The following is an 18,768-nucleotide window of genomic DNA, read 5'->3' on the forward strand; positions in this document are numbered from 1 at the left end:
TGTATCCAAGTGGATACAAGATGGGCATACGCGCCCAAGGGGCCCGAGTCAAAGGCGCGCGCGCCTCAGTAGTCTTTTTCGATGAAGATGCCGACGCCCGTGCTGCTGTCTGCAGCCACGCTGCCCCGCACGGTGACATTGGGGGTAAGGTCGATGTTCAGCGACACTTCGGGTCCTTGCGTGCCGCCAACGGTCACATCAGTATAGACGTTTTCCGAGATGTATTTGCCCGCGCGCACAGCGGCGTTGCCCTCGTCATCGGTGGTCACGTCGAGATCGTCGAGGCCGAACGAACCGCGCAGTTGTGATATCAGGCTTTCCCCGCCGCCGCCCGCCAATCGGGCAACCGCGCTGGCCAGCTGCAGCGCCTGAAAGGCGGAGAGTTGCGAGATGTCGCGGCCAAAGAAAATCTGGGCCAGCACCTGATCCTGCGGCGCTTCGGGCGAAGATTCAAAGGTGACCGTGGGATCGCTCGCGCGCCCTTCCACCACGATGCTGGCGGTGCCGGACGAGGTCGAGGTGACCGCGATCAGCCGCAGGAACACTTCGAACCGGCCCTGTATCTCGATCCGCCCGTCGTCCAGTTCGAAGCGCTTGGTCAAAATCTCAAGCCGGCCGCGGATCAGGTCGATCTGCCCGGTCGAAATCGTATCGGCCGTTGTCCCGGTGATCCGCAGGGTGCCGCCAAGTTCGGCGTCAATCCCGCGCCCACGTACAAAGACCCGCGAGGGGGCGTTGACCGTGATGTCGAGCGGATAGGCCAGCCCTCCGCCGCTGCTGGCCGAGGTTTCCTTGATCAACCCGGCACGCGCGCGCGTGCGCATTACGGGCCGTGTCGCGCCGATATGGGTGATGTCGGGGATCGAACCGAGGGTGGAGACGGTGCTGGACGGCACCTGTACGGTGGTTTCGCCAACCTCGATATTGCCTGCAATACGCGCCCCACCCGTCAGCGCGCCATTGAGCGACACGCCCCCGTTCACGACGCTGGTATAGACCACGTTGTCGGTCAGAACGACGTTGCTGAGCCCGATCTGCAATTGCGCGGGAAAGCCGCCGCCCAGAGTGATCGGCCCATTCAGTGCAATTGTGCCGCCTTCGGTCACTTGCCCGGTCAGATCCAGCGTGGCCTGCCCGCCGGTCAGTTCGACCGCGCCGCTGAGGTCCGACAGGGACAGAGGCAGCTTCGGGGCGGCGAGCCGCGTGCCTTGCGTACTGATCCGCCCGCGCAGTGAGGACAGCGCCGCAGGGCCGTCGATGGTCAAATCGAAATTGGCAAGCCCCGCGATGGTGCGCGGCGCGATGAACGGGTTGAGCAGGCCCAGTTGCGCCTGACCGGTGGCATCGAGCTCCAGCCGCCCGTCAGTCGCGACCAGCCCCTGCACCTGCGCAATGGTGCCCGCAGGACCGTCAAGGCTCGCGTTGATGTCGAACCCGCGCGCCACTTGCTTGGCGGTGCCTGTGACGGCCGCCGCACCGGACAGGCGCGGCACCAGCGCACCCACATTGGGCAGGCGCACGGCATAACGCGCTGTGGTGCCGACCTCTCCAAACGTGCCGCTGATGGTGGCGGTGCTGGCATAGGGGCCCTGTACATCTGTGTCGACCGCCCAGCCGTTGTCGATCTGCGCCAGCGTTCCGTCAACCGCGAGCGGGCCGTTCACGCCGGGGGCAAGCGGGGCGAGGTTTGGCACGGCGAGTGTGAAGGCCGTGGCGAGGCGCGCGGCGGTATAGGTGCCGGTCACCCGGCCCGTGCTGGAATAGGGCCCGCTGAGGTCAGTGGCGAACTGCCAGCCCTCGGACACTTGTTGCACATTGCCCTCAAGTGCGGCGGACCCAGTGATGCCCGGCGCCAGCGCCGATACATCCGGCAGGTTGGCGGTGTAGTCCGCGCTCAGAATGCCGGACAGGAACTGGCCTGTGGCGGTCACGCGCGCGGCGTAAGGGCCGGTGAGGTTGGTAGCAAATTCCCACCCGTCGGGCACCTGTTGCACATCGCCCGTGAGCGTCAGCGCGTCGGGAATGCCGGGCACCAGCGGGTCGAGCGAGGGCAGGAAGGCGGTGTAATTTGCACTCAGCGCCCCTTGGGCAAAGCGGCCCGAGGCGGTGGCGGCACTGTCCAGTGGCCCCTCGATCGTCGTGTCGAAATCCCAGGCGCCGTCGCGTTGGCGGGCACTGGCCTCGATCACCGCACCACCGCTGAGTTGCGCAACAAGCGGTTGCAGATCGGGCAGGGCGGCGCGCAGGTCGATGTCGATATCGGCGCCCGCAAGCCGGGCATCGACATTTGCTGTTGCGTCCAATGGGCCTGCAAGGGCGGCGGTCACATCCCAGACCTCGCCGGTCTGGCGCGCGGTGCCGTCGACGCTCAGCGGCCCGTCGAGCGTGTCGACAACCCGGGCGGCGTCATCAAGGCGGAAGGCGTATTTGGCGGTGGAGGCCCCGGTCTTCAGCTCGGCCGAGACATCTGCAGACAGGGCCGCGTTGTTCAGTGTCAACGCGTCGAGATATGTGCCCGTTTCATCCCGCCGCGCAATCAGATCGACGTTCGTGACCCCTTCCAGCAGCGCATCGGCCTGCGGAATGCCAAGGGCGAGGTTTTCGGTGATGCCCACCACTTCGATGTTGAAAAAGCCGCCGAGGGCCGCGCTGCCTGCCGCTTCGATCCGCCCCGCGCCGTCCAGCGACAGGCCCGCAAGGGCGGCAAAGGCCGACAGGTCCGGCGTGTCGAGGGTGACGTCGAGGGTTGTTGCGAAATCCTCGGACAGGCTTTGGGTGACGACATTGCCGGTGATGTCCCATGCCCCACCTGTCAGGGACAGGTTCGACAAACGTAGCGGCGCCTCATCACCATAAGCGACGTCCAGACCACCCCGCACCACCGCGCCGATGGCCTGGGCCAGGGCCGGGTCGGCAAAACCAAGGCCCGAGGCGTTGAGGTCCACGCGCGCGGCAAATGCGCCGATGGCGTTCACGTCGCCCGACAGGGTGCCGTCAATGCCAAGGCTGACCGAGCGCGCCTGTACTTCGGCCCGGTCAAGCCCGGCGAGGGTGATCGCCGCGACCAGCGCGTCGCTGTCGCTGGCATCAAAGCTGACGGTCAGATCGGCCAGATCAACGCGCGTCTCGCCCCCGCCCGCAGGCAGCAGCACGGGGTCGCCATCGGGGTCGGAAATCTGCCCCTCGATGTCCAGCAGCGTTGGCCAACCATCGCTGTTGAGTGCGGCCTGACCCGACAGCCGCAGCGCGCGGGTGTCGAGAGCGAATTGATCAAGGCTGAGCGCGCCGGAGGCGGCCTGATTGCCTTGCGCACTCAGCGACACGTCGGGGCCGAAAAACTCGGCATATTGGGGCAGGAACAGGGCCGTGACATCGCCATTCAGATCAATGTCAAACACCTTCGGGCCTTCCGCCTCGCTTTGCAGGGCCAGCGTGCCGGTCAGGCGGGGCGCGCCATCGGTGCGCAGATCGAGGGTTGCGGCAAAGTCCGACAAGAGACCGTCGCCCGCCACTTTCAGATCGACGCTGGGCCGTCCGGGCAGGTTCATGAGGCCGGAAATCAACCCATCCGCAGCCTCGGACAGATCAAGGTTGAGGCGTAATGCACGGGTTTCATTGGCATAGGCCGCATCAACGTTGAAGCTGGCGCGGGGCCCATCGATACGCTCGGCCACCAGCGTGGCGTCGCCCGCACCATTCGCAAGCGTGGCTGTGCCACTGAGGGACAGCTCCGCCGCTTCGCCCAGCACCGGCGCGCCAAGCGCGACGCTGTCGATGGCAAGCTGGCCCAGCCGAATCGAGGCGGGCAGGTCGGGCAAGGCAAAGGGCTTGGCCTCGGCGTCGGGCACGTCGATGCCCGGTTCGGCCACAGGCAGACGGGGCAGGTCGATGCGGGCGGCGCGCAACTCTTCGACCTCGATGGCACCACGCAGCAGGGCCCGGCGGCTCCATGTCAGGGCGACATCGTCGATGGTCAGCCAGATGCCTTCGCGATCCGCAATGGTGATCTGGTCAATGGTGGCCGTGCTCGACAGTGCCCCGGCAAAGCCGATGATGCGCACGGTGCGCCCGTCACCGCCAAGCGCCCCTTCGAGCAGCCCTGCAATAAAGCCGCGGTCATCCTCGTCCGCGTCCTGTGCCGCAAGGGCGAGAGGCCACAAAAGGCAGGTCATCAAGAGAAGGGCAAAACGCATCAAAAGGCCTGTCCAATCCCGATATAGATTTCGACTCCGGATGGATCGCCCGGGCCTGATCCGGGCACCGCCAGATCAAAGCGGATTGGCCCGATGGGCGTGTTGTAGCGGATGCCAGCCCCGATCCCGGTATGCCATTCGCCCGAGCCGTCAAATAAGGATTCAGCACCGATATAGCCGGCATCGTAAAAGCCGACGACCGACAGGTTTTCGCCGGTCTTGACCCGCACCTCGCCCGAGAGGCCCAGGTAAGAGCGCCCGCCGATGGTTACGCCGGGGCTGAGGGTGACGCCAAGAGACTGGTATTCTTGCCCGCGCACCGAATCCGACCCCCCCGAAAAGAACAGGAAATCAGCCGGGGCAATGGCGATATCCGGCCCCGCAAGCGAGCCGAGCACGCCGCGAAAGGCCAACGTGACCCGACTGCCCAACTGGCGATAGGTGCGCAGATCAAGCGTGGTGACGAGGCCATTGTCGGTGCCGTCGATGTTGAGGAACGGCGTCAGCCCGATCTGGGCGTAATAGCCCGAAGTTGCATTCAGCGGATCGTCGCGCCTGTCAAAGGTGGCCGAGAGCGGAATGGTGAAAATTGTATAGTCCCGCTCACCCAGATCGTCGCGCGTGAGCGAGCGGCGCAGGCCGACGCCATAGCTGTATTCACGAGTCTCGCTGGCAAAATAGGTCCCGCCCAGTTCCAGCCGAACGGTGCGCGAAAACAGATTGGGATCGTCGCGTTGTTCGATCTCGGCCAGCAGAAACGCCTCGAGATCGGTGCGGATGGTGGCGGGACGTGACAAGAGGCCCGTCAGGCGGAAATCGACGCCGCCGGTATCGCCGCCAACGCCAGTGACCTCACCGTCGATTTGCAGTCGCTCGGCTCCGCCAAAGATGTTGCGATGCAGCCAAAGCGCGCTGACGCTGAACCCGTCCAGTGTGCTGTATTCCGCGCCAACACTGTAACGACGCGGCAGTTGGTCCGAGATCGTGGCGGTGACATCCAGCGTGCCGTCCGGGTTGGGTTCGGCGGCCTCGGTCAGATTGGCGGCGGCAAAGGTGCCGGTGCGGCGCATGCGGTTTTCAACCTGCTCGATGTCGTCGGGGTCGAACTGCTTGCCCTCAGGCCAGCCCATGATCTCGCGGATGCGTTTTTCGCGCACCGCGGTCTCGCCCTTGATCAGCAACTTGCCAAAGCGCAGGCGCGGACCGGGGTCGAGCGTGACGGCGGCGTTTATCTGTTTTTCGGGGTGGCGGGCGGTGATCTTTTGGTCCGCCACGGCGGCCTTGGCGTGGCCTGCCTGACGCCAGCCGTCGATCTGGGCGGTGGTGCCCGCGCGCAAGGTTGAGACTCGCGCCGTGGCGCCAGGCGTCAGCCCGTCGACCGGCTCGGATGTGGGGGCCTGAGGCGTGATGGTGACCGAGCCGAAAGTGAACACCTCGCCCGGGACAACTCTGATCACCACGGTCGAAATGGCGGGCGGGGCAGCAATCGGGGCGATGGAGGCGGCCTCGCGCCCGTCCACCAGAATGTTTATGCTGGGCGCGAAATACCCAAGTTCGTAAAGCACTCCAATCAGGCGGGCATAGTCGGCCTGTGCCGCACTGAGGACATCAATGGCGCGCGGTGCGTCCTCTTCTCCGTCGAGCAGGGCGGCGGTCAGGGACCCGGTGCGCAGATCATTCGCAACACTGTCTGGCGCCTCAACAGTCACATCCAGCGCCCATGCGGCACTTGCAGCACAGGTCGCGGCGATGACTGTGGCCAGCACAGGCCGGATTTTCTGGATCATCAAAACACCCCGCCGCATTGTCGCTGCGGCCTTGCAACATCATTGCCAAAACTTGGCTCAAGGTGCCAGCGGTTAAAGGGGAAATGTCGAAAAGTCGCGCAAGCTTGAAGGCAGGTCGCTCAGGTCTTGACGTAGCCTGCCACCACCTGCAGCAGACGGAAGGCCGTGGCGGCGTCATTTTCGACCACGGCCATGAAGTCTTCTTCGCTGATACGCAGGCAGGACAGGGCGGATTTGGCCCGCATATCAAGGGCGCGGGGCTCGCGCCGGATCAGGCCCAACTCGCCCACCAGTGCGCCCGCGCCGACGGTTGCGATCAGCTGATCTTCGCCGCCCGGACGGGGCAGCAGCAGGTCCGCCTCACCGTCGATGATCATATAGGCCCCGTCGGTCGGGTCGTCGCGTTTGCGGAACACGTATTCGTGCGGATTGGCCGTGTACCAGCGCGCGCCAAACGCAAGCAGACGCAACTGCTTGCGCTTGAGCCCGGAAAACAGCGGCGTGCGGCTAAGCGCGTCGAGCTTGCGGGCCAGATCCGCGCCAACCTCGCTGTCGGCTTCGGCGCGCGTCCCTTCGGCCCCGACAAGGCGGCCCTGCTGGATTTCAAAGTGCATATCGAACACGTCTTCGTCCTCGAATCCTTCGTTGAGAAAGATGAGGATCGAGTCAGGCAAAAGTGCGCGCAGGTTGGTGATCAGCGCCTCGCGGGTGTCGGCATCATAGCTGGCCATGACCCGGTCCAGGATCAGGACATCGGGGCGCTTGATGGTGGCCCGGCTGATCGACAGTGGTTCGGCAAAGATGGCAGGCAGGTTGGCCCCGCCAAGGGCGATCGGCACGTCAAAGACCAGTTCCAGCACCTGTGGGCTGACCCCTTCATCCGCCAGCACCTGCACCACGATCCGGCGCAATTCCTCGCCCCGCGTGCCGGCCCCTTCGGCCACTTTGCCGAACAGCGCGTTTTCCAGAACCGTCATGCCGTAGACGTATTTGCCCTCTTCGATGGGCACAAAAAGGTCGTCCATCTGTTCGCGCAGCGAGTCGGCATGCTGGGCGCGCATCTCCAGCACACGGGCCTTGACGTCTTCGGGAAAGGATGGGCCGACCTGTTCGGCGGTGACGCTGGACGGCACGCTTAACAGCAGGGCGAGTTCGCTGTCGGTGATCTGCGATCCCGGTGGTTTGCGGTTCACCAGATCAAGGGCGGCGTCATAGACAGCTACTTCCAGGCCCACTTTGCGGAACAGCGGATGATCGGTGCCATTCGCGCCAAAAATCTGGCGCAGCATTTCGATTATGTTGCGGGCCAACTGTTCGAGATTGCTGGCCAGTTCCAGCGCGTGCAGCAGGCGCAGGAACTCCAGCTTGGCCTCGATGATCTCGGGGGTGATCGCCTCGCGCGGAGTGGCAAAGAGCAGGTTTTCCGAGATCGGCAAGGCCGGGTTGTATGCCTGCGGATCAAAACGGTGCACATAGCGCGTGAGACCCGCCGCCTCGACCGCCGCAGCCACCTTGGGACGAAGGGCGATCAGGGCTTCGGTCAGGGCCGCGTGTTTGTCCGCGTCAAAAGTCTGATCCATCGTGCGCCGGGTCAGCACCTCGCCACTGCCGGACCCATCGATCAGCGTGTACCACCAGGCGCGCAACTGGGCGCGATCCTCGACCCCGGCCAGCGTCGGATCAAGCCACTTTGCCTTGAGCATGTCGGGCGAGTTCCCGGCCCGTTTGGCTTCGCGGGCAAAGTCGGTTTCGGTGCCTTCGCCAACCGGAGAGACCCGCATCGGCATCATAACGTTCTGCCCATAACTGCCCTGAAACAGGATGGGGCGCGAGTTGGCATGGCCAATCCGCTTGGCGATTGTGGCCTGATGCAGGCTGTTGATGCTCTTGCCCGACAGGGTGACCGAACCGCTGGTGGGCAGGGTTTCGCGGGTCAGCACTTCTGCCAGCGCGCGGCGGTCTTCGTCATTTTCGGCGCTGATCCCCACCACGGCCCCGGCGGGCAGCGTGACCGAGATATCTTCGAGCACCGGGTTGCCGTCGCCGTCACGCACCGTCACCTGATCCAGCACAATGTCACCTGTCAGACGCGGCGCTTCGGGGGCGGGGCCGTAAAACAGGTCCTCGTCCACCATGCCTTCGGGGGCAAAGCGTTCGGTAATCGTCTCCCAGCGCAGGGACATGTCGGCGGACTGGTTGTAATAGGTCAGCAGCTCCTTCCACGGGCTCGACAGGTCCTTGTAGGCCGCGAGGGCTGCGACCAGCGCGCCGATGGTCACCTGCCCCTGAATGACCAGGTAGCCACCGATGGAAAAGAAAAAGAATGGCGTGAGTTGCGTGATGAAGTTGTTGAGAAACTTCATGAAGAATTTCTTCTGGTAGATCTGGAAGCGGATGTCGAAGAGCCGCCCCAGCCGGTCGCCGATCATCGCCATCCGGTAGCGCCAGCCGCCATTGACCCGCAGGGTCGAGGCCCCCACCGCGCCTTCGCCAATCTCGGCCGCCAGCGCGCGCACCTGAATGACGCGTTTCTTGTTCAGCAGGTTGATCTGGCGTTGCAGTTTCGGGATCAGCCAGGCCTGCAGCGGGATCAGCGCACAGGCGGCCAGACCAAAGGCGACCGACTGAAGGAACAGAAAGCCGAGGATCGTCAGCATCTGGCCCGCCTGCAGCACAGGCTGGGCCACCGCATCGCCCATCAGACCACCCATCGGCTCGCTCTCGGCGGTGACCATGCTGACCAGCTCGCCTTGGCTCGTGCGTTCGAAATAGGGCTGGGGAAAGCGCAGGATGCGAGCGATCAACGTATAGCGAAATCGGCGCAGCAGACGTTCGGCCAACACGCCCTTCATGGTGTTGATCCGCATCTTCATCAGGCCGTGGGCCATCACCGCCAGCAAGAATCCGCCACAAAGCAGCATCAAGTAGTTGATTTGCGAGAACTCCATCCCGAAGGCGGTGATCGATGACGACCCCGACCCAATGGCGTCGTTGATGATCTGCTTGGGCAGCTCCAGCGTCAGGTAAAGCAGGGGAAACAGGCTCAGCGTCACCACCAGCAGGATCAACTGATCGCGTTTGGAATACTTCCAGATAAAGGCAAAAATGGAGGATTCGATGGCTCTGGCCCTACTCAATTTGGACGCCGTGCGCCTCAATGCAGGTTAAACGTGCTGAGGTTGGTAAATCAATGCTTTGTGGGGCGATGTTGACTTGCTGCGTGAGGTGGATTGCTCCGAACGGATTGCCATCCTAGGATGCGGATCAGAGTAACACGTGAAGGACCGTCCTTGAGTGATCCAGTGCTTTTCGGGTTTGGGCTGCTGTTTTTGCTGCAGGCCAAACACCTGTTTGCGGATTTCTATCTGCAGACACCTCGCATGTTGCGGGACCGTGGGCGCTATGTGCATGTGGGGCGCGCACAACATGCGGGCGTGCATGGTGTCGGATCGCTGATCGCAATGATGGTGATGGGGGTGCCGTTTGGGCTGACCCTCGTGGTGGCACTGATCGAATGGGCGGTGCATTTCCACATCGATTGGGCCAAGGGGCGCTGGTCGGATCACACCGGACACGGGCCCGATCAGGCCGGATACTGGCGCGCCTTCGGGGTCGATCAGGCCCTGCACCAATGGACTTATCTCATAATGGTCTGGGCCGTCCTGCCCTGAGCGGCCACAGCGCTTTTCTGCACCTGGTGCGCGACGTGCATGTCCCGCTTCTCTGATTTATAAAACCCTCCCCGAAGGGTCGGCCCGCCTTTTTTCCCGAGGCCCGCAGGATTGACACAGGCCCTTTTCGCGGGCCTTGTGGGCCGCAAATATGCAAGGAGATAGGACCATGATGAGAACCCGCGCCGCCGTCGCCGTCGAGGCCGGCAAACCCCTTGAGATCATGGAGGTCAATCTGGATGGCCCTCGCAAGGGCGAAGTGCTGGTCGAAATCAAGGCCACGGGCCTGTGCCATACGGATGAGTTCACCCGCTCGGGCGCCGATCCCGAAGGTATCTTTCCGGCCATTCTGGGCCATGAGGGCGCAGGCGTCGTGATCGAAGTGGGTGAGGGAGTCACGACACTTGAGGTCGGCGATCATGTGATCCCGCTTTACACGCCGGAATGCCGGGAATGCGAATATTGCCTCAACCCCAAAACCAACCTCTGCCAGAAGGTGCGCGCGACACAAGGGCAGGGGCTGCTGCCTGATGGCTCGACTCGATTTTCGATGCTCGATGGCACGCCGATCCACCACTATATGGGCTGCTCGACCTTCGCCAACCACACGGTGGTGCCGGAAATTGCGCTGGCCAAGGTGCGAAAGGACGCGCCGTTCGACAAGATCTGCTATATCGGCTGCGGCGTCACCACCGGCATCGGCGCGGTGATCAACACTGCCAAGGTCGAGATCGGCAGCCGCTGCATTGTTTTCGGTCTGGGCGGCATTGGCCTCAACGTCATTCAGGGGCTGAAACTGGCGGGCGCAGACCAGATTGTCGGCGTCGATCTGAACGCGGACAAAGTGCCCATGGGCGAGCATTTCGGCATGACCGATTTCGTGAACCCCGACGAGGTCGAAGGCGATCTCGTGGCTCATCTGGTCGAGCTGACCAAGGGCGGGGCCGACTACACCTTTGATGCCACGGGCAATGTGGGCGTGATGCGCACAGCGCTTGAGGCCGCCCACAAGGGCTGGGGTGAAAGCATCATCATCGGGGTGGCACCCGCGGGCGCCGAGATCTCGACCCGCCCCTTCCAGTTGGTCACGGGTCGCGTCTGGCGCGGCACGGCCTTTGGCGGGGCCAAGGGGCGCACGGATGTGCCCAAGATCGTGGACTGGTACATGGACGGCAAGATCGAGATCGACCCCATGATCACCCACAAGCTGACGCTGGATCAGATCAACCACGGCTTTGATCTGATGCATGAAGGCAAGTCGATCCGGGCGGTCGTCGAGTTCTGAACCTGAGGCGGGCGGAGGACACCTCCGCCTTACAGCCAGCCCATCGCGCCGGATTTCACTCAATTTGGCGCGATGTTCCTGCGTGGTGGCGCGCATTGCAGGTTTTTTGCGTTCGGCGCCCAAGGTAAAATGATGCAGTCGCAATGCGTGCGGAGGCTGCATGAAACTGACCGTCAATGGCAGAGATCACGAGGTGGATGTCGAAGAGGACATGCCGCTCTTGTGGGTGCTGCGCGATGAGCTGAACATCAAGGGTGTCAAATATGGCTGCGGGGTCGCCCAGTGTGGGGCCTGCACGGTGCATATCGATGGCGAGGCGGTCCGCTCCTGCCAGACGGCGGCCGGCGATGTCTGGGGCGATGTCACCACAATCGAAGGGCTGGGCACGCCCGAAGCGCTGCACGCGGTGCAGGCCGCGTGGATCACGCATCAGGTGGCGCAGTGCGGCTATTGCCAGTCCGGGCAGATTATGCAGGCCGCCGCCTTGCTGTCCGAAATCCCGAACCCGACCGATGCCGAAATTGATGACGCGATGAACGGCAACCTGTGCCGCTGCGGCACCTACACCCGTATCCGCGCCGCCATCAAAACCGCATCACAGTCCATGCAGGCGGGCTAAGCGTATGAGCCGTCTGGGAAAAATCGCGCGCCGCAGCTTTCTGGTCGGATCGGCCGCTGTCGTGGGAGGCGTCGCCTTTGGCTATGTCATGTACAAACGCCCCGTTGCCAATCCATTGCTGGATAATCTCGGCGAAGGTGCCGCGGGGCTGACCCCCTATGTGCGCATCGATGCTTCGGGCATCACCTTGATCACGCCGCGTGCGGACAGCGGGCAGGGGGCTTATTCCGTGCAGGCCGCCCTGATCGCAGAGGAACTGGATGTGGAACTTGACCAGATCCGCGTCGATCCCGGCATGCCAAGCCCTGCCTATTACAACACCGCCCTCAGCGATGAGGCCGCACCGTTCCGTGCGACGGATGACACGTTGCTGGCGGAGTCCGCGCGTGGTGTCATGGATGCGATGATCAAGTTTCTGGGCCTGCAGGTGACGGGTGGATCGACCACGGTGCCTGATGGTTTTGGCAAGCTGCGCATGGCGGGCGCCGTGGCGCGCGAGACGTTGAAAGCCGCCGCTGCCGAGGCCAAGGGCGTGCCTGTGAGCAGCCTCAAAACCGCGCGGGGCCAAGTGGAACTGCCGGGTGGAGAGACGATCAGCTATGTCGATCTGGCACCGATTGCGGCGACTTTGACGCCCGTGAATGACGTTTCCTTGCGCGATCCGTCCACGTGGCAGCTGGTCGGAAAGGCGATGGAACGCGTTGATATCGTGGCGAAATCCACTGGCACGCAGGACTATGGCATCGACTTTGAAGCCGAGGGGCTGCTGCATGCCAGCGTGCGCACCAACCCGCGTCGCGGTGGGGCGCTGCTGCGCTATGATGCCTCGGTTGCGCGGGGCATGCGCGGTGTGAAACAGATCGTTGAGGTCACCGGTGGCGTCGCGGTCATTGCGGACAACACGTGGCGGGCCATTCAGGCGGTCAACGCGATTGAGGTTGAGTGGGGCCCGGCCGCATACCCCGCAGAGATGGTGGGCCATTGGCAGGCCTTGGCCGACAGCTTCGATGACGCTTTTGTCGACAGTCGCAAGCGCGATGACGGCGATGTTGAGGCGGCCTTGGCCAATGCAGATGTGATCGAGGCCGAGTACCGGGCGCCTTACCTTGCCCATGCGCCGCTTGAGCCGATCTCGGCCACCGTGTTGGTTGGCGAGGACCGTGTAGACGTCTGGACGGGCACGCAAATCCCGCGCTTTGTCCAGAACAACGTGGCCGGTATCACGGGCCATGACCGCGATGACGTGCATGTCCATGTGCAGATGATGGGGGGCAGTTTTGGCCATCGGCTGGAGGACCGCGTCGTGCGCGAGGCCGCCGAGATTGCGCTGGCCGTCAAGGGCACGCCGGTCAAGCTGACCTATTCCCGCGAGGAGGATATGAGCCACGATGACACCCGCCAGATCGCCATGGCGCGCGGGCGTGGCGCGGTGCGGGACGGGCAGGTGCAGGCCTATGATCTGGGCATCGCGATGCCGTCGATCATTGCCAGTCAGATGGGCCGTCAGGGCCTGTCCCTGCCGGGGCCGGACACGCAGATCGTGGCGGGCGCCTGGGAGCAACCCTTTGAAATTCCTGACTATCGTGTCACAGGCTATCGCACGCCTGAGCTGGCGCCGATCACCTCGTGGCGCTCGGTCGGGGCCTCGACCAACGGTTTTTTCCACGATGTTTTCCTGGATGAACTGATCCACGCCGCGGGCGCAGATCCGATGGAAGAACGCCTGCGCCTGTGCTGGCATGACCCCTCGCGCAAGGTGCTGGAGGCCGTCGCCGAGATGTCGGGTTGGGGCCGCCCGCAGGCCCCCAACACGGGGCGCGGTGTCGCGTTCTGCCTGTCCTTTGGCGTGCCGACCGCCGAGGTGATCGAAGTCACCCAAACCGAGGCGGGCATCCGTCTGGACAAGGTCTGGGTGGCGGCGGATGTGGGCACGGTGGTGGACCCTGTGAACTTTGAAAACAACGTGCAGGGCGGGGTCATCTGGGCGCTGGGCCATGCGATCAATGCCGAAGTGACCTATGCCGACGGGATGGTCGAGCAGATGAACTACTATGACTTTGAGGGACTGCGGCTGGCGCAGGCCCCGGAGATCGAAGTGCGCGGGCTGGAGAACGGCGCCCATGTGCGCGGCATCGGGGAACCGATGGTGCCCCCGGCGGCTGCGGCCCTGTCCAACGCCATCTTTGCCGCGACCGGTAAGCGCATCCGCGAGATGCCGATGCGGAAATTTATCGACTTTGCCTGAGACGGAATGCGCCGCGCGGCCCGTTGCCGGGCGCGCGTGTTGCGCGTGCGCCGTTAACCTATGCGCAATTTGTATCCTGCGGCGAATTTACCATTGATTTGGAATGGTTTACGCCAAATCCGGGGACGCACAACCCGTACACAACCTGTGCACAAGGTGTGCACCGAAGTGGTGCATTTGGCCATGTGTTAACGCAGCGTGCGTTGCGCGCCCATCCCCTCACGCCCGCCAGCGGGGCATAAAAATCTTTCGCGTTGGTGTGAATAATCCCGGCCGTCCTCGTGTTTCCCCCTCATAGCCCGGCGCAGATAGCGTCCCTTGATACGGAGAAATTTGATGGCTCAGAAGATTGGCGGAATTACCTACCCCAGCACCGTTGCGGAACTTTTGCGTGAACGCGAGTTGACCAAAGTGATGATGCAAACCTTTACGTCGCCCGAGGTGCGTCACCGGTTCAAGTTCCTGATCAACCCACCTGCGGCGGATGCAGTGTTTTCCGAGTACATTGCCGAACGCTCGCGCACCCCGATTTCCCTGCCGCGCCACATCACGCAGAACGCCACCGATCTGGTGACGGAGGACAACTATGACCCCCGCCTGTGGAAGGGTATTCTGGACCTTGTCGAGGCCAACTGCCGCACCTTTCTGGAAACCGAGATCTTTCCCGAGTTCTTTGACGAAAGCAAATCCTCGACCTTCAAGAAGGTCCACACCCAGAAGCTGTTTCAGGCCGGTGAAAAGAAATACGGCGACGTCAACAGCATTATGGTGCGCCTGAATCTGACGGATGCTCCTTCGGTGCGCGGGATTCTGGCCGAGATGATGCGCGGCAACAAAAGCGGGGCGCGCGAACTTGCCAAATATACGATCAACAAGGCCCGTCTGAAAGCCAGCGCCGAAGAGGTGATTGACGCCATCAAGACGGGCAAGGGCCTGACCAATGCGGGCGCCTTTGAGGTCGACACCAAGAAACTGTCGATGTGCGGTTTTGACAAGCCCAAGGATCCCAAGTTGAAAAACCGGGTCGAGGACATGGTGAACGCCTGGATGAGCGGGGACAAGACGACGGCCAAGCAGATCTTTGCCCTGATCCAGAAAAACGAACCCAAGGACAGTTTTGTTCAGAAGGACACGATCGAAAGCCTCTTCAAGGCGTTCAAGAAGTTCAAGGTCGTGATCGGCTGATCCTAAGACTTGCCGCGCACAGCCACCACGCGGGGCGGCAAGGGCGGGTCGGATTGCCTGTGGCAACGCAATCCGACCCGTTTTGCTGTTCAGGCCGTGGTCAGGCCCAGCCCCGAGAGCGCGCGGATGTGGGTCACGATATCCTCGACCCCTTGCCCGTGGCGCAGGGCGGCAAAGACAAAGGGGCGGCCAGCGCGCATTTTTGTGGCGTCCCGCTCCATCACCTCAAGCGAGGCCCCGACATGGGGCGCGAGGTCGGTCTTGTTGATGATCAAGAGGTCCGAGCGCGTGATCGCAGGCCCGCCCTTGCGCGGGATTTCCTCGCCCGCCGCGGTGTCGATAACATAGAGCGTGATGTCCGCCAGCTCCGGCGAAAAGGTGGCGCTGAGGTTGTCGCCGCCGGATTCGATCAGGATTGCTTCGACCTCCGGATGGCGTGTGCGCATCTCGGCGACTGCTGCGAGATTGATCGAGGCATCTTCGCGGATCGCCGTGTGCGGGCAGCCCCCGGTTTCGACCCCGATGATCCGGTCCTGCGGCAGGATTTGCCGCCGCATGAGTTCCTCGGCGTCTTCCTGCGTGTAGATGTCATTGGTGATCACCCCGATGGAGTGCTGATCCTTGAGCGCGGTGGCAAGGGCTGCGGTCAGCGTGGTCTTGCCTGCCCCTACGGGGCCGCCGATACCGATGCGCAGGGGGCCATTGAGTTGGGTCATAGGTTGGTGCTCCATTTGCGTGCGCTGGGCCGGGCGGAGGACAGCTCCGCCTTACGGGGATGGGCGCGATGTCTGGTCATGTGCGGAAAATCCTTGGGCTGAGGGCTTCGTGGCGCATGGCCGCGATGTCGGCGGCAAAGCTGGTGGCGGTGAGGTCGTCGAGGCTGCTTGTTGTCGCCTCTGTTGCCGTGGCGGTGATGGCTGGGGCGAGGTTGGCAAGCACCTGTTGCCCTGTAGTTTGCCCCAGTGCCATCAGCCGTTGCGCGGCCGCGATGAGGTTGGAGGCAAAGGCGTGCAGGTAGAGCGGTAGCGTTTGGTCGAGCGGCACTGCCATCGCGCGCGCCGCTGTGCCGACGGCCACGGGGTAGGTGAGGGTGCTGATGTCGATGTTCCAGACCGCCCGCGCGGTATCGCAGAAGGCCGTGCCTTGCAGGTCCGCCTCTTTCAACCGCTCGGCACTGGCGGCAAACGCGCGTGCGGTGGCGTCGATCTGGGCCGGGTCATCGGCGGTGTAGGCCGCCGCCAGCAGGATCGCATCGGCGCACGCCGAGCCTTGGGTGATCAGGGTTTCGATCCAGTCCTGCAGGGTTGCCGCGTCGCTGACCTGCCCGTCCGCGATGGCCTGTTCCAGCCCGTGGGAATAGGCAAACGCCCCGACCGGAAAGGCGGGCGAGAGCCATTGCATGAGGGTGAGGGCGGGGTCGGTCATGTGTGGCTGTGCGAGTGGTCGTGCCCATGGGTGCGCCCATGCCCGTAGGCACCGCCCTCGGGGGTGAAAGGTTCGGTAACCTCGCGCGTTGTGGCGCCGATTTTGGCAAGCATGTCGGCCATCACGTGGTCGCGCTGGATCAGGATGCGGGTGTCTTCGATCTGGGCTGGCGTGTGCCGGTTGCCGATATGCCAGGCGATGCGGTGGAGGGCGTCGCCTGTCACTTCGAGCAGCGGTTCGGGGGCGGCGTCGATGCGGATTTCGCTTTGCTCGGTCGTGATGAGCGCGCCGCCGTGGTTAAGCGAGGTTGTCTGGGGCAGGTCCACCAGCAGCTGGGTGCCCGACGCTAGGGTGAGCACCTTGCGCCGCAGAAAGCGGTCCTCGTAGGTGAGTTGGATGTGATCGGCGGGGGTGCCGTGGGTGTGATTGTGGTAGGTTTGGGCGGTTTGCATGGTCTTACAGTACTGAGGGCGGCCCCCGGCCGCCGGGTGGGGGAGAAGCCCCCGCATCGCACCTTCGGTGCGTCCCCTTGGGGTCTCCGCCTTTGGCGGAAGGGGGCGGTCGGGGGCTGCCCGGCCTGGAGCCGGGCGTGACGTCAAAACAGAAAATACCGCTGCGCCATGGGCAGCACTTCGGCGGGGGCGCAGGTCAGGAGTTCACCGTCCGCGCGGACTTCGTAGGTTTCGGGGTGCACTTCGACATGGGGCGTGGCGTCGTTCAGTTTGAGGTCTTTCTTGCCGATCTTGCGGGTGTTTTGTACGGCCACCGTGTCCTTGTGCAGGCCCAGCGATGCGCCGATCCCTTCGGCTTGGGCGGCGGCGGATACGAAGGTGACGGCAGAGCGTTCGACGGAGCGTCCGTAGGCCCCGAACATGGGGCGGGAATAGACCGGCTGCGGTGTGGGGATCGAGGCGTTGGGGTCACCCATTTGGGCGCAAGCAATAGTGCCCCCGAGCAGGACCATTTCGGGTTTGACCCCAAAAAAGGCGGGGTTCCACAGCACCAGATCGGCGCGTTTGCCGACCTCGATCGAGCCGATTTCATGGGCGATCCCGTGTGCTATGGCCGGGTTGATCGTGTATTTTGCGATATAGCGGCGCACGCGGAAATTGTCGTTGTCGCCGGTTTCCTCCGGAAGCGCGCCGCGCTGTTTTTTCATCTTGTCGGCGGTTTGCCAGGTGCGGATCAGCACCTCGCCCACGCGGCCCATGGCCTGACTGTCGGATGCGATGATCGAGAACGCGCCCATGTCGTGCAGGATATCCTCGGCGGCGATGGTTTCGCGCCGGATGCGGCTTTCGGCGAATGCCACGTCTTCGGGGATGGATTTGTCGAGGTGGTGGCAGACCATGAGCATGTCGAGGTGTTCCTCGAGCGTGTTCACCGTGAAGGGCCGTGTGGGGTTGGTGGAGGAGGGCAGCACATGTTCCTCTCCGCAAATCTTGATGATATCGGGGGCGTGGCCGCCGCCTGCGCCTTCGGTATGAAAGGCGTGGATGGTGCGCCCCTTCATCGCCGCCACGGTGTTTTCGACAAAGCCCGACTCATTCAGCGTATCGGTGTGAATCATCACCTGCACGTCCATGGCGTCGGCCACGGACAGGCAGCAGTCGATGGCCGCCGGGGTCGTGCCCCAGTCCTCGTGCAGTTTGAGCGCGCAGGCGCCGCCTTTGATCTGTTCCTCAAGCGCGGCAGGGAGCGAAGCGTTGCCCTTGCCCGCAAAGGCGAGGTTCATCGGGAAGGCGTCTGCGGCCTGCAGCATCCGCGCGATATGCCATGGCCCCGGCGTGACCGTGGTGGCGAGCGTGCCATGCGCAGGGCCGGTGCCGCCACCGAGCATCGTGGTGAGGCCGGAATGCAGCGCGTCCTCGATCTGTTGGGGGCAGATGAAGTGGATGTGGCTGTCAAACCCGCCTGCGGTCAGGATGCGGCCCTCGCCCGCGATGGCCTCGGTGCCGGGGCCGATGATGATGTTGACGCCGGGTTGCGTGTCCGGGTTGCCCGCCTTGCCGATTGCTGCGATGCGTCCGTCCTTGAGGCCCACATCGGCCTTGATGATGCCGGTATGATCCACGATCAGCGCGTTGGTGATGACGGTGTCGACGGCGCCTGCCGCGCGGGTTGTCTGGGACTGCCCCATGCCGTCGCGGATGACCTTGCCGCCGCCGAACTTGACCTCTTCGCCATAGAGCATGGCGTTGTCACCGCTGCCCCCGGTTGCGGCGGCGCCTGCCGCTTCGGCGGTCAGGTCACGCTCGACCTCGATGAAGAGGTCGGTGTCGGCGAGGCGGACCTTGTCGCCCAGCGTGGGTCCGAACATGGCGGCGTAGTCGCGGCGGGAGATGGATGTGGGCATTG

12 protein-coding genes are annotated in these 18,768 nt (G+C 63.6%); 5 read left to right on the forward strand and 7 right to left on the reverse strand.

Going from position 1 to position 18,768, the window contains the following annotated elements:
• Positions 1-65: 65 nt before the first annotated feature.
• From Q1A89_RS04265 to Q1A89_RS04275, 3 genes are all read right to left on the reverse strand, one after another.
• Positions 66-4,193, reverse strand: coding sequence for a translocation/assembly module TamB domain-containing protein (locus Q1A89_RS04265; protein ID WP_299724249.1), 4,128 nt, complete (start codon positions 4,191-4,193; stop codon positions 66-68).
• Positions 4,193-5,980: a BamA/TamA family outer membrane protein gene (locus Q1A89_RS04270; protein WP_299724251.1), complete on the reverse strand. Its 1,788-nt coding sequence runs from the start codon at positions 5,978-5,980 to the stop codon at positions 4,193-4,195. Before Q1A89_RS04270 ends, Q1A89_RS04265 begins: the two co-directional genes overlap by 1 nt.
• Positions 5,981-6,099: 119 nt before the next feature.
• Positions 6,100-9,117, reverse strand: a complete 3,018-nt coding sequence (locus Q1A89_RS04275; RefSeq protein ID WP_299724253.1) for an ABC transporter transmembrane domain-containing protein — start codon at positions 9,115-9,117, stop codon at positions 6,100-6,102.
• 153 nt (positions 9,118-9,270) lie between these two features.
• Here Q1A89_RS04275 and Q1A89_RS04280 point away from each other — a divergent pair, with 153 nt between their 5' ends.
• The 5 genes from Q1A89_RS04280 (at position 9,271) to Q1A89_RS04300 (ending at position 14,985) form a co-directional block, all read left to right on the forward strand.
• Positions 9,271-9,651: a DUF3307 domain-containing protein gene (locus Q1A89_RS04280; RefSeq protein ID WP_299724255.1), complete on the forward strand. Its 381-nt coding sequence runs from the start codon at positions 9,271-9,273 to the stop codon at positions 9,649-9,651.
• A 172-nt stretch (positions 9,652-9,823) separates the two neighbouring features.
• The gene (locus tag Q1A89_RS04285; RefSeq protein WP_299726079.1) at positions 9,824-10,936 is read left to right on the forward strand and encodes an S-(hydroxymethyl)glutathione dehydrogenase/class III alcohol dehydrogenase; all 1,113 of its coding nucleotides are present in this window, start codon (positions 9,824-9,826) and stop codon (positions 10,934-10,936) included.
• A 160-nt stretch (positions 10,937-11,096) separates the two neighbouring features.
• Positions 11,097-11,555: a (2Fe-2S)-binding protein gene (locus Q1A89_RS04290; protein ID WP_299724257.1), complete on the forward strand. Its 459-nt coding sequence runs from the start codon at positions 11,097-11,099 to the stop codon at positions 11,553-11,555.
• 4 nt (positions 11,556-11,559) lie between these two features.
• Positions 11,560-13,800, forward strand: coding sequence for a molybdopterin cofactor-binding domain-containing protein (locus Q1A89_RS04295; protein WP_299724259.1), 2,241 nt, complete (start codon positions 11,560-11,562; stop codon positions 13,798-13,800).
• A 336-nt stretch (positions 13,801-14,136) separates the two neighbouring features.
• The gene (locus Q1A89_RS04300) at positions 14,137-14,985 is read left to right on the forward strand and encodes a hypothetical protein (RefSeq protein ID WP_299724261.1); all 849 of its coding nucleotides are present in this window, start codon (positions 14,137-14,139) and stop codon (positions 14,983-14,985) included.
• Between the two features lie 89 nt (positions 14,986-15,074).
• Here the strand turns inward: Q1A89_RS04300 and ureG are convergent, their stop codons facing one another.
• The 4 genes from ureG to ureC form a co-directional block, all read right to left on the reverse strand.
• On the reverse strand, positions 15,075-15,701 hold the full coding sequence (gene ureG / locus Q1A89_RS04305; protein ID WP_299724263.1) for an urease accessory protein UreG: 627 nt from the start codon (positions 15,699-15,701) through the stop codon (positions 15,075-15,077).
• Between the two features lie 76 nt (positions 15,702-15,777).
• Positions 15,778-16,410 carry an urease accessory UreF family protein gene (locus Q1A89_RS04310; RefSeq protein WP_299724265.1) on the reverse strand — a complete coding sequence of 211 codons (633 nt, stop codon included), beginning with the start codon at positions 16,408-16,410 and terminating at the stop codon, positions 15,778-15,780.
• Complete coding sequence (locus Q1A89_RS04315) at positions 16,407-16,862, reverse strand: urease accessory protein UreE (RefSeq protein ID WP_299724267.1); 456 nt, start codon at positions 16,860-16,862, stop codon at positions 16,407-16,409. The genes Q1A89_RS04310 and Q1A89_RS04315 overlap by 4 nt, the downstream gene beginning before the upstream one ends.
• 143 nt (positions 16,863-17,005) lie before the next feature.
• Entirely contained in the window at positions 17,006-18,766 is a 1,761-nt protein-coding gene (ureC, locus tag Q1A89_RS04320; RefSeq protein ID WP_299724269.1) for an urease subunit alpha, read from the reverse strand.
• Between the last annotated feature and the right edge of the window lie 2 nt (positions 18,767-18,768).

It is taken from the genome of uncultured Tateyamaria sp. (assembly GCF_947503045.1).
Taxonomy (GTDB): Bacteria; Pseudomonadota; Alphaproteobacteria; order Rhodobacterales; family Rhodobacteraceae; genus Tateyamaria.